Below are 11,809 nucleotides of genomic sequence, written 5' to 3' on the forward strand. Positions count from 1 at the left end.
CGGGCCCCGAGTCATCGTCCCTCAGGAGGAATCACCGCCCATGCAAGTACCTGAACCGCTCGCAGGGGACGTCGCCGCGCAGAACGCGCGGAGCGTCGATGCCATGCCCGCCTACTCCCGACGATTCTCGATCGATCCCGAGGAGTTCGCCGGCAAGCGCGTGCTCGTCACAGGCGGCACCAAGGGGGCGGGCGAGGCCATCGTCCGCCGCCTCGGCGCGGCGGGCGCCGTGACGGTGACCACGGCGCGCTCTGCGCTCCCGGCAGGCCAGTCGCCGAACGTCTTCGTACAGGCCGACCTCGCCACGGTGGCAGGGGTGGACGCCGTCGTCCGCGCGGTCCTGGGCGAGCTTGGCGGGATCGACATCCTGGTCCACTCCGTCGGCGGCTCCTCTGCGCCGTCCGGCGGCTTCGCGTTGCTCACCGAGGACATCTGGCACGACGAGCTGTCGCTCAACCTCATGGCCGCCGTGCGTCTCGATCGCGCGCTCCTCCCGCACATGATCGCGCGAGGCGCGGGGGTCGTCCTCCACGTTTCGTCCATCCAGCGCCGGCTCCCTCTCCACGACGCGACGATCGGGTACGCGTCGGCGAAAGCCGCGCTGTCCACGTACAGCAAGGCGCTCTCCAAGGAGCTGGGACCGAAGGGCGTCCGCGTGAACTCGATCGCCCCGGGATGGATCCGCACGACGGCAGCCGAGGCCTTCGTGAAGCGCCTTGCCGACGACGCCGGTACGGATGAAGACACGGCCCGGCAGGGCATCATGAACGCGCTCGGTGGTATCCCCCTCGGGCGTCCCGCATGGCCCGAAGAGGTCGCGGAGCTCGTCGCATTCCTTGCCTCCGACAGGGCGGCGTCCATCCATGGGAGCGAGTACCTGATCGACGGGGGCACTGTGCCCACCGTTTGACGGCAAACACCGGCCCCACTCGGCACAACAAGTGGAAAACCACCATCCGCCGACCTATGGAGTGATAGCTGACAGATCGTTCAAGCCGACGCCGCTTCGCGGCACGGCTCAACTCAGGCGTTGCGCGGGCGGACGTTTGAACTTGCTGCTCCCTCATCCCATCCCCGGGACGATGTCGCGCTGGCCGTGGACGACGCCTTGCTGCTCGTGAACGAGGTCGCCCTACCCTAAGGGCCAGGTCGTCATACCCCGAGGGCAAGCTCGTCCTGGGGCAGCGTTCTCCTGCGCGGGCCGAGGGCGGCTGGTCGTGGTACAGCCCATCCCCGACGTGAACGGCGCGAGCGATCGCCCGTCTGCGTCAGACGATGCACCTGGACCGCCGGCGTCCGCGCTCGATCGCGGGCGGCTCGGCTCGAAGGAGTGACGAATGCAGATCGGAATCATCGGCGCCGGCTCGATCGGCGGGTCGCTGGCGAAGCTGTTGGGGAAGCTCGGTCACCAGGTCGTGATCGCGAACTCGCGCGGGCCGGACACGCTCCGCGAGCTTGCCGCCGAGACCGGCGCCACCCCCGTCTCGGCCGCGGAAGCCGCGCGCGGCGGCGAGATCGTGGTCGTCACGATCCCCCAGCGCGCAGTCGTGGACCTGCCGAAGGATCTCTTCGCCGGCGTGCCCGCCGGCGTGGTCGTGATCGACACCAACAACTACTACCCGGTCCGAGACGGCAGCATCCCGGCCATCGAGGCGGGGCAGGTCGAGAGCGCGTGGGTCGCCGAGCAGATCGGGCGGCCGGTGGTCAAGGCGTTCAACAGCATCTACTTCGAGAGCCTGCTCGCGAAGGGCAAGCCGAAGGGCACGCCGGGGCGCGTCGCGCTCCCGATCGCGGGGGATCCGCCGGAAGCGCGGGCGAAGGTCATGCGCCTCGCCGACGAGCTCGGCTTCGATGCGGTCGACGCGGGCGGCCTCGAGGACTCGTGGCGCCAGCAGCCGGGTACCCCCTGCTACATCCACGACCTCGACGCGCCTCGGCTGAAGGAGGCGCTCGCCGCGGCCGAACGGAGCCGCATCCCCGAGTACCGCAAGGCCTCGGACGACTGGCTGCGATCGCTCATCGCGCCACAGAGCCCGAGCTGATCCGAGCGCAAGCGGAATCGTCGGTCGCAGCGGCTGCCTCGAGGACACAGCATCCTCAGATTGGCAGACGAGATCGAAGTGAACCCAGGATCCCTGGATGCCCCAGATCAACGGATGCCAACCTACGAAAGCTGGGATCGTTCGTCGCGAGTCCTGGTTGCCGCCGTTTCCACTCATGAGACGATACGACCGCGATCGTGACGCCACGGGTCGCTTTGAAGAGCAGGTCGCACGAACGGTGGGGTGCGGGAACGTGCCCTCACTGTCTGGGAAGCCTTCATGCTTCCGGAGGATGGTATCTTCCGGAGCCTTGACAACCAGCTCCTCTCCGCTGGCGCGGACCTTGACTTTCGCCGGCGACTGAACTCGACCTCATCGTAGGGGCTCGGCCCGAGAGCCAAGATATCGATCTTCGTCACCATCGGCAGGTAGAAGATGTTCGCTCAGCTTCCGCGGGTCAGGGCGTCGCGAAGCACGTCTTGATCCACCTCGAAGTCCGGGCCGAGCAGCTCCGCGAACGCGCGCATGACGGGGCATCATGGCGACGACCAGATCGATATCGTTCGTCGCGCGCGGCTCACCTTGGAGGGAGCTCGCGAGGCTGCCGCCGATGAACTACTCGCAGCCGAGGCTCTCGAGCGCGGCGGCCACGCGCAACGCGGAGACGACATCCGTCGAGCTGCTCATGACGTCACGCGGCGTCGGCCGGCACGTGACCGAACAGCCGGCGCGCGCAGTCGTGCCCGTACAGCCTCACCGTGAGGCGAACGCGAAGCTCCTGGTCGTCCGCGCCTGGGTGGCGAGCGCGGATGCTCGCGAGAGCGAGCTCACGGACCGCCTGGCTCAGCCGCATCGCAGCCTCGAGCCGCTCTTCCGGAGGCATGCGCCGGAGCAGCTCGTGGTAGCGTGCGTCCGCTTGCGGCGCGGTGTCGACCATCGACATGCAATATGAGTCTAGCAGAATCGCTCGCACGGGAAGGGCTCGCCGCCGGTCCCGTGCGAGGCGAGGTGTCGTTCCGGCAGGGTGCCTTCCCTCGCTCGACGCTCGCTCCCGGCCGACATCCGAGCTCCTTGCCAGAGCCAGCGGAGCCGACCTCCCACCCACCCTGCACGTCTCACGGACCCGGCCGCGGGCGTCGAGCGCCGCGATCCAGAGCTCCTCGTGCACAAGGGACGCGAGAGATGCCAATGGCAGCCGTGCTCAGGTCCGTCTCCGTTCGTCGAGCGTCGCACGGAGCACCTGGAGCATGAGCTGATCCTTGGGTCGGGTGAGCTTCTCCTTGATCACGATGAGCCGTTCGAGCGTGATGACACGTATCGAGATCCCACCGAGATCCAGGCCCTCGCTGTCGGCCAAGAGTTCGTCGTACGATGTCCCTTCCTCGATTGTGCCCAGCAGGTCCAGCGTTCCCATGTTGGTCGCCAGCAGCTGGTGCCCAGTGGAGGCCAGATGAGAGGCGGTTGGTGAAAGCCTCCTCTGGAGATCTATCCGGTAGACGGCATCGAGCTCACGCAGCGCACCGAGCAGCCGTTCGATATTGTCGGGCGTGCGAGCGTGTACGACGTCCAGATCGAACGTGTTGACGGGGGCTCCCTGGATCACGGCGGCGACGCCACCGACGACGATGAAGTCGACTCGATGCCGGGCGAGCACCCCGAGGAGTTCAGCGATCTTCGTCGGACCGGGCATGCGGTTCTCGCGCGCGCCTGCTCTCACGGGCGAGCGTGACGAAGTCGATGTGGGCCTGGAGGGTGGCGACCCGATCCGCTGGCGTGAGGCTTAGCATCCAGCGGATGAGCGTGAGGTCGACGCCGTCCTCATTGTAGACCGGAGGTGCCGCTTCAGGATCGACCATCTTGGGTGGAGCGTATCACGCACGGATGCGACGGACGAGCCCCGGCATCGCGGCGGGCTGTGCCGCACTCCACGCCATCCAGGCATACGGCGCCAGGCGTCTCGCCGGCCGTCATTGCGCGGATCCTGCCCGGTGTCGTGACCAGAGACTTCCGCGATGGGCATCCACCAGGCCGGACCCGATGGGGGCGTGCGCTATCCGTCAGCCTGAGCCGCCGATGCCGGAGGCTGGCCTCGTTCAGCTCGACCTCAGCCCGGTCGTGAACGATGACCGGGAGCGTCACGGGAGCCGCGCGCGGGCGTCACGAAAGACGTCCTCGGCCGGTCGCCCCCGGGACGGAGCTGCGTCGAGCTCTGCGTCCCGACGCGTCGCTTCCTCGGTCCAGAGGCGCCTGTGCTCCTCCTCGGAGAGCTCATCCAGGCTTTCCAGAAGCGTCTCTGCCAGACGTGCGCGCTCCGCGACGGGCAGCTTCAGGGCTTCGGCTTCCAGCTCGGGAAGGTTCACGGGGGGATTGTACCGCGCGGCTCGGAGGCTGCCCAGGCGCGCTCCCCCATCGGCGAGGAGATACCGCGGCGACGGCGATGGCCGACGTCGACTGGCGTGGCGCAGGCATGGAGCGACCTGGCCGAGCTCGGGCCAGCCAAGCCACGCGTGCGGCAGCGCCTCTGCCGCTGCCAACAGGTCTGCCATGCCGCCGAGCACCCGCGAGGTGGCCGACATGCTGGGCGTGACGAGTTCGCCGCTCAAGCCCGAGCAGACAGGCAGCTGCGCAAGGAGCTCAAGGAGCTGCCCGTGGTTGCGGATATCCTGGACGACATGGCCGCGTTGCTCGTCGAGGACGCAGCCGCGCTCGTTCCGCCTGTTCAACACATCTGCAACCGATCCTCGACTTCCTTCCTAGCTGCGGGGATGGCATCGTGCCGGGCATGACCGTCGAGCAGATCGTCGCCGCCATCCGCGCCCTCCCTGTCACCGATCGGCTTCGCGTGATCGAGCTGGTCGCGCACGAGGCCGCCAGCGACGTCCCTGCTGCAGATCATCCAGCTCGACGTGAGGGCGTCACCTTGACCGAGCGGCACGGCCTGCTGCTCGTCGACGCTGACGCCACCATGCCGGCCGAGGTGTTCGACCATCGCCCCGATCGCGATGCACGAGCAAACCGGATCCAGAGAGACTCGTGAAACTCGCCTTCGATACGAGCGTGCTCGTCGCCGGACTGCACCGGGCGCATCCGCTCCACGGTCGCGCCGTCATCTGGATCGGCGCGGTGGCCGAGGGACGGGTAAGCGGCCTGGCCACCTGGCACGCCCTCGCAGAGCTCTGGTCCGTGCTCACCCGCCTGCCGAAGCCGGCGCGAGCGAGCCCGGAGCAGGCGTTGCAAGTCGTCCGTCGGGTCCGGAGTGTGTACGACGTCCGCCCTGTGGATCCGAAGCACCATCTCGAGGAGGGCGGCATCGGTCGCGATCCGCCGCTCGGTCGCCGTCTCGGCGGGGGCGTCGGCGGGGAAGCGGCTCGTCGGGCTCATCGGGGCGATCCCCGAGAGCGGGTCAGGGCGCGGGCGAGGAGGCGGCGCGCGAGACGAAGGCGGGTGGCGACCGTGGGGCGCGGGAGCGAGACGGAGGCGGCGATCTCGTGCAAGGAAAGGCCGGTGGCGGCGAGCGACAGGATCTCGCGCAGCTCGGGGCGGAGAAGGAGGAAGGCGTGGCAGGCTACCGTGGCTTAGGGCAGCACGGCTCTCGGAAGAGGCATGTCGGCTCGGTGAGCGCGCTGGGCCTCGTGTAGCTGCGAGGGCGCAGCCGGCGCCGACCGCGGTGCCCCTCCTTGACCGGCCGTCCTGGGCCCGCAGTCGTAGCGGCAGCGCCAGTCAGACTGGAACACCGTACCGGCCTACTTCGGCACCCTCACGGAATGACCAAAAAGGCCACCGACAACAGCCCCAACAAGGACACCGGCCGGCCCCGCTACCAAACCTCCAGCCACAGCACCGGCCGTGAGCCCCTGAACGGTGTTGTTGCCACGAATCTGAGCTTTCTTCTCACGCGAGTACGGAGCCCGCGTCTTTCCGTGGAGGGCTCGAGCCTGCCACGTCGAGCCGTCGCGCTTCCGCCGGTTACACGAGACGTGGGCCGGGAGGAGGTTGTTCAGGCGATCCGTTCCACCCCGGGCTCTTGGCACCGAATGCTCCACCTCCCAGCCGCCGCGTGCGTATGGCCGCCCGTAGTTCTGGAAGGTGAGCATACCGTGGCAGATGTGGCAATTCCCGTCGGTTTTGATGAAAATATCTAGCAGCCGTTCAATGCTGTACGCCATGGTAACTCCGTCGGATTCGAGTCGGACGCCGCGATACCTCCGTCGATGAGGGGGGCAGCCGCGGGAGGCTTCTCCATTGTCGAAGCTTACTTCTTGGGTGCCCGGGTGGGCGACGGCGGCGATCGTCTATGTGGGTCGACGGGGACGGTCTTCGGTCCGGGCTTCGGGTAGTGCCGTTCGCCGGGCGGATTCGGTACAGGGGACGGTGGCGATCGTTTGTGCGGATTCACGGGCACGGTCTTGGGTCCGGTCATGTCGGGCTCCTCCTCACGATCGCCGAGACCTCGGTCACTCATCCTCGACACGCCCCGTGGCGGCACACGTGGTCCGCTGGAGCGAGGCGCTTGGGTCGCGTCGTCGCGCCTTGGAACCGTAAGCTCGGGTGCCCCGAGCATGCTACACGATTTCCCGATGTGATCGCCACGCGATCACACGATCGCCTCGCGATCGTGGTGGCACGGCAGATCATTTTTCTGTTGTGATCGCTATGTGATCACAAGATCATTCCGCGATCATGACAGCGCGTGGCGACGAGAAAGGCCGCAAGGGCACGCTCGAGCGTGTACTCGCAGTACTGGACGGGCTTCTTCAGGGCAAGGAACACGATCGACGGTCGATCGCGGAGCTCGGCAAGGTAGAACCGTCGACGGCGGATCGTGACATCCGCCTGCTCACGAAGGTTCGGGGCGTCAGCGCAGTCAAAGAGGGTAAACGCAAGGTGCTGCGCTTCGACCCGCAGAAACTCCTCTCAGGGTCGCCTGCTCCGAAGGATGCCGCGGTCATTGCGGCCTGCCTCGGCACGAGCCTCGCGAGCATCTTCGATGGCTCCAGCTACGAGCGCGGAATGCGCGACGCGCTCGCGTTCGTCCTGGATCGCGCCAAGAAGGGCAAGAAATTTCGAGATGTCGATCGCAAGTTCATCTTTGTGCGCCGAGGTGGTGAGGCCGCGCTCGCCGAGAAGGCCGGCGAACTCGACGACGTCATCGATGCGCTCCTACGTTCGCGGTATGCGACAATCGACTACTGCCACTTCAGCGGCAAGCGCGAAAACATCCGGATCATGCCGCTCTCTCTCGCAATCTACGACCACCAGCTCTACGTCATTGGGCGGTCTGACACCAAGCCACCCTACCCGTACCGCTTCTCGCGCATCATGGGCGTCGATGTCGACCAGACCGCCTTCTCGTACCCACCACGCTTGGACTATGACCCCGACCAGGTCTTCCAGCACAGCTTCGGCATCTTCATCGGCGCCGAAGCCGACGCTATCGACGTCGAAGTACTGCTCGCGCCACGATGGAGCACATACGCAGCAGCGCACCGCTGGCACCTCACGCAGAAGATCGAAGTTCGCGAGGACGGCGTTCTCGTCCGCCTACACGTGAAACCATGCCCCGAGCTCGAGAGCTGGATCCTCGGCTTCGGCGAGGAGGCTCGCGTCTTGAAGCCCGCATCGCTCGCGAAAGCGATCGCCGGACGCGTCGCTGCGATGGCAGCCGGGCACGGGCTCGTCTCCCGGACGGCCCCCCCGGTTGGGACGTCGCCTTCTCGGAGGCGCTCGCGCCCGCAGAAACCGCGAACACGACGGTAAGCGTGAGGCGGGTTCATCCGCACCAAGACGATGCGCTCCACGGTGAGGCGTCGTCAGAGCAGACAGCAGCGGGGATCGCCCGCTGATGCCGCCGGCGCGCAGGCGGTCGACGGAGGCGGCACGTGGGTGCGGGTTGACCTCAATGCGGTGCCCTGCGTCGGTCCCGCGGTGGATCGACGTGCTTCAGCGCCTCGTATTACCGCGCCCTCCCAGAAGTGGAGTTCGCCCCGATCTCGATCCCTGTTCGTGATGACGATCTCCTGAGTGGTCTGTGCCTCTCCATCATGGAGTCGGTGCGGACCAGGGAGAGGGAGCCGGGGTGGATGGATCGGCTCCGCCGTCGGCCGATGCTCGCCGTCGTGCATTCCCTAGTCCCACGAAAAATTCTCACAAAATCTTAGGTCTCAAGGCCGTGCCGCTTCGGTCGCCATGCATTCCGGTTCCACGCCCCAAATTACCGGTGCACTTTGCACCACGTCAGCGCTGTCGTTGACGTAAGGCCGGGCCGAGGGAGCGGAGCATCGGCGCGAGGCCGGCCACAAAATAGGTGACGAGGGGATGCGTGTTGTGGCGACCCGTCTTCCCCTCGTCGTGCTCCGAGCACCGTGCAGGAGCGGAGCTCATGCAGGATCGTTCAAGCCGACGTTGATATCAAGCGCTGGATGACGGTGCTGCCAGCAGTTGAGCACCTGCGGCCGGCGCGCTGTCCCTGCTGCGACGCGGCCGGCCGTCCCGTCGACGGCCCGCTGGTGATGCGCGGCCACGGCCTGCGCGAGCGCCAGGTGTACGGCCCGCTCGAGGCGGGCGGCGCTCCGCAGCAGGTCACGGTGCAAGCTCGGCGCTATCGTTGCAGCGCCTGCCGCGCGGTCGTGGTCGTGGTGCCCCGCGGGCTGCTGCCCCGGCGGCGCTACTCCGCAGCGGCGATCGGGTGGGTGCTCGCTCGCATCGGACTCGACGGCGCGTCCACGCCGGCCGTCCGCGCCGAGGTCAGCTGCTCCACGATCCTGGGCGTCGCGGCGGCCGAGCGGTGGCTCGCGCCGTCGCGATGGATCGAGACCAGTCGCCGCGGACAGCTGTTCCCCCGGCTCGGGCGCCATGGCGCGGAGAGCACCCGCGTGCAGGTTGCCGAGCGGACGGCGATGCAGCTCGTCGCGTTGTCCCCTCGGGGAAGCGCGGGTGAGGGTGCCGCTCACCTCGCGTTCCGCGGCGCCGCGCTCGCAGCGTGATGCCCATCCGCAGGCAAACGCGAGCTCCGGCGACTCCACCACACAGGATCGGGCACGGCGGGAGGCAGATGAGGCACGGGATCCACACGGGGCGTCGAAACGCACCCGTGGAAAGGACCGTTCATGGACATCCTCAAACCCAAAGATCACGCCGAGGAGATCGCCATTTTCCGCCACGGTGTCATCGGGCAGATCTGCGCTCGTGATCTCGATCACGGCGACCTCGCCGAAGCGCTACGCAGCCTCTCGCGGGAGCGCCTGCGCCCGCCCGGGAGCGCGTGCACGCGCTCCTTCTCGATACCGACGCTCGAGCGCTGGCTCTATGCCTACCGCCGGCGGGGGCTCGAAGGTCTCCGCCCTCGCGCCCGTCGCGACCGCGGGCGCGGCCGCGAGCTCGACCCCGTGCTGCGGCAGCTCTTGTGCGACATCCGGCGGGAGCACCCGGATGCCTCGGTGCCGCTCATCCTACGCACGCTGCGCGCCGACGGACGCCTGTGCACCACGGTCAGCGCCTCGACCGTGCGGCGCCTCTTCCGTCAAGAGGGGCTCGACAAGATCCCGCAGCGCGACGGCAAGGGGCCGACGACTCGGCTCAAGTGGCAAGCCGACCACCCCGATGCGCTCTGGCACGGCGACGTCTGTCACGGCCCGACACTCCATCTCGCCGGGCGCAGGGTCACCGTCCGAATCCACGCCCTGCTCGACGATGCTTCGCGCTTCATCCTGGTCATCTCGGTCGAGAGCGACGAGAAGGAAGACACCATGCTGCGACTGCTCGTCCGCGCCCTCCGGCTCTACGGCGTTCCAAACGCGCTATATCTGGACAACGGCGCTACCTACCGTGGTGACGCCTTGCGCCTGTTCTGCTCGCGCCTCGGGATCACCCTGCTTCACGCGCGCCCCTACGACCCGCAGGCGCGCGGCAAGATGGAGCGATTCTGGCGGACGCTTAGAGAAAACGTGCTCGACCACCTGGGCTCGATCACCTCGCTCGAGGACATCTCCTCTCGTATTCAGGCCTTCGTCGACGTCCACTACCACCCGTCCCCGCACGCCGGTCTGATGGGGCGCGCACCGGGGCTCGTGTACGCGCCCGGGCAGCGCGAGGTCGACCCCCTCTCCGAGGCTCGCCTGCGCGAAGCGCTCACGCTCCGGCAGCGTCGGCGCGTGCGCCGCGACACGACCGTCTCCGTCCGAGGTCGGCTCTTCGAGCTCGATCACGGCTACCTCGCCGGCCGTGTCGTGACGGTCGCCTACTGCCTGCTCGACGAGCCGCTCGCCCCAGTCGTCGAGATCGAGGGGCAGCGGATCCCGCTTCGCCTCGTCGACCCAGTGCACAACGCACACGTGAAGCGGCCTCCGCGCCGTGCCACGCAGAGCGGCGCGTCGCCCGCGGGGCAGCCTGTCGCCTTCGACCCGGGCGGTGCCCCGCTCGTCAAGAGCGCGCGCGACGCGGCTCTGGCGCCCGGCGCGGACGACGTCGACGCAGAGGAGGATCTCGATGCGATCTTCTGAGCTTGGCTTCTTCGGCCTTCGCACCGCCCCTTTCTCCAAGGAGCTCGACGATGCCGAGCTGTGGTTGCCCACGTCGAAGCAGGTGCTCGTCGACGATCTCGAAGCCGCGCTCCTTGAGCGCGCCAGCGTGCTCCTCGTCGGTGAGCCGGGTGTCGGCAAAACGTGTGTGCTACGGGCCTTGCGGCATCGGCTACCCCAGGCCGGATTCCGCCTGACCTACTGCCACAATGCGACGCTCGGCCGGCGCGACTTCTACCGCTACCTCTGCCACGCGCTCGGCCTGCAGCCGACCTCGAGCGCCGCGAACCTGTTCCTCGCCGTCGAGCGGCATGTCCACGACTTGCGCAGAGATCAGGTGCACCCGGTGTTTCTGCTCGACGAGGCCCATCTGCTCCACCCGGACATGATGGCGCATTTGCATATCCTCTTGAACCACGAGTGGGACAGCCGCGCTCTTCTGTCGATCATCCTTGTTGGCCTTCCGGAACTCGAGGGCCGCATGGCGCTGCGCTCCCACCGCTCGCTGCTCACGCGCATCCACCACCGCTTCATGATCGAGCCAGCAACGGTGGACGACACGGCGGAGTACGTGGCCTTCCGGCTGAAGGGCGCAGGCGCGGACCACGAGCTCTTCTCGCGCGAGTCGCTCGCCGCTCTGCATGAGCTCGCGTCCGGCTCGCTGCGCGAGATCGACTGCCTCGCCTCGGCGGCGATGCGGGAATCGGCGCGCCGCAAGCGGAAGTTGGTCGACCGCGACGCGGTCGCCCGCGTCGCGGAGACGCTCACGCTCTCCTCGTCGCTCGGCTAAACGGCGGCGTGCAGCCCGCGAGGCTCATCGGCCTCGCGGGCTGAGTCCCTCAGGTCCACGATGGTCATCGCCTCGCCTCAACGTGCGGTGGCCGGCAGGATGCCCATCGCGCCGTGCGGCGTCGAGGCAACGCCCGCGATGGCCATCGGCGCAGATGAGACCCTACCGAGCGGCCACGAGATGGCCATCATCCAGGCGGGGCGCAGCGCCATTAGCCAGTCGGCTCGGTAACAGCTGGCAGCGGCGGCGCTGAGGGCTCCGGCGGCGCTGGTGTCGACGGCGCTGGCGGTGCCGGCAGCTCCAGCAGCAGCAGCTCCACCGGCAGCGGCGGCGACGCTTGTGGCCCCCGCTCATCCATGTATCCTCTTTCTGTAGTCGACCATAGCGTGCCCGAGTGCGGCCTTGTCGCGGTCGCTGAGCGGGTACAGAAGGGTAGGCAAGGATGCGCCGCAAATGGATGG

The 11,809-nt window shown here is 67.9% G+C and carries 11 protein-coding genes and 1 pseudogene; 8 read left to right on the forward strand and 4 right to left on the reverse strand.

Translation table 11 applies throughout. The features are described from left to right. The first annotated feature begins 103 nt into the window (after positions 1–103). The 3 genes and pseudogenes from WMF45_RS41240 to WMF45_RS41250 form a co-directional block, all read left to right on the forward strand. On the forward strand, positions 104–910 hold the full coding sequence (locus tag WMF45_RS41240) for an SDR family oxidoreductase (protein WP_437719631.1): 807 nt from the start codon (positions 104–106) through the stop codon (positions 908–910). Between the two features lie 427 nt (positions 911–1,337). Beyond that, complete coding sequence (locus WMF45_RS41245; RefSeq protein ID WP_437711692.1) at positions 1,338–2,042, forward strand: NADPH-dependent F420 reductase; 705 nt, start codon at positions 1,338–1,340, stop codon at positions 2,040–2,042. Positions 2,043–2,099: 57 nt separating this feature from the next. Then, positions 2,100–2,265, forward strand: a pseudogene (locus tag WMF45_RS41250) (GFA family protein); the annotation flags it as partial. Between the two features lie 468 nt (positions 2,266–2,733). On the opposite strand, the gene WMF45_RS41255 reads toward WMF45_RS41250, so the two are convergent. The 3 genes from WMF45_RS41255 to WMF45_RS41265 form a co-directional block, all read right to left on the reverse strand. Continuing rightward, the gene (locus tag WMF45_RS41255; protein WP_437711694.1) at positions 2,734–2,985 is read right to left on the reverse strand and encodes a hypothetical protein; all 252 of its coding nucleotides are present in this window, start codon (positions 2,983–2,985) and stop codon (positions 2,734–2,736) included. A gap of 258 nt (positions 2,986–3,243) precedes the next feature. Beyond that, on the reverse strand, positions 3,244–3,732 hold the full coding sequence (locus WMF45_RS41260; RefSeq protein WP_437711696.1) for a nucleotidyltransferase: 489 nt from the start codon (positions 3,730–3,732) through the stop codon (positions 3,244–3,246). Between the two features lie 445 nt (positions 3,733–4,177). Continuing rightward, positions 4,178–4,402: an addiction module protein gene (locus WMF45_RS41265; protein WP_437711698.1), complete on the reverse strand. Its 225-nt coding sequence runs from the start codon at positions 4,400–4,402 to the stop codon at positions 4,178–4,180. 422 nt (positions 4,403–4,824) lie between these two features. On the opposite strand from WMF45_RS41265, the gene WMF45_RS41270 reads away from it, so the two are divergent. Then, positions 4,825–5,079 (forward strand): hypothetical protein, encoded by a 255-nt coding sequence (locus WMF45_RS41270; RefSeq protein ID WP_437711700.1) that lies wholly within the window; start codon positions 4,825–4,827, stop codon positions 5,077–5,079. Positions 5,080–5,785: 706 nt separating this feature from the next. Here the strand turns inward: WMF45_RS41270 and WMF45_RS41275 are convergent. Then, complete coding sequence (locus WMF45_RS41275; RefSeq protein ID WP_437711702.1) at positions 5,786–6,208, reverse strand: HNH endonuclease; 423 nt, start codon at positions 6,206–6,208, stop codon at positions 5,786–5,788. A gap of 514 nt (positions 6,209–6,722) precedes the next feature. On the opposite strand from WMF45_RS41275, the gene WMF45_RS41280 reads away from it, so the two are divergent. From WMF45_RS41280 to WMF45_RS41295, 4 genes are all read left to right on the forward strand, one after another. Further along, positions 6,723–7,799, forward strand: a complete 1,077-nt coding sequence (locus tag WMF45_RS41280; protein ID WP_437711704.1) for a WYL domain-containing protein — start codon at positions 6,723–6,725, stop codon at positions 7,797–7,799. Positions 7,800–8,467: 668 nt separating this feature from the next. After that, positions 8,468–9,025, forward strand: a complete 558-nt coding sequence (locus tag WMF45_RS41285; protein WP_437711706.1) for a DUF6431 domain-containing protein — start codon at positions 8,468–8,470, stop codon at positions 9,023–9,025. Positions 9,026–9,148: 123 nt separating this feature from the next. Continuing rightward, entirely contained in the window at positions 9,149–10,540 is a 1,392-nt protein-coding gene (locus tag WMF45_RS41290) for a DDE-type integrase/transposase/recombinase (protein WP_437711708.1), read from the forward strand. After that, positions 10,527–11,348 carry an ExeA family protein gene (locus tag WMF45_RS41295; RefSeq protein WP_437711710.1) on the forward strand — a complete coding sequence of 274 codons (822 nt, stop codon included), beginning with the start codon at positions 10,527–10,529 and terminating at the stop codon, positions 11,346–11,348. The genes WMF45_RS41290 and WMF45_RS41295 overlap by 14 nt, the downstream gene beginning before the upstream one ends. Positions 11,349–11,809 lie beyond the last annotated feature (461 nt).

Source organism: Sorangium sp. So ce448 (assembly GCF_051520915.1).
GTDB classification, from domain to species: Bacteria; Myxococcota_A; Polyangia; order Polyangiales; family Polyangiaceae; genus Sorangium; species Sorangium cellulosum_B.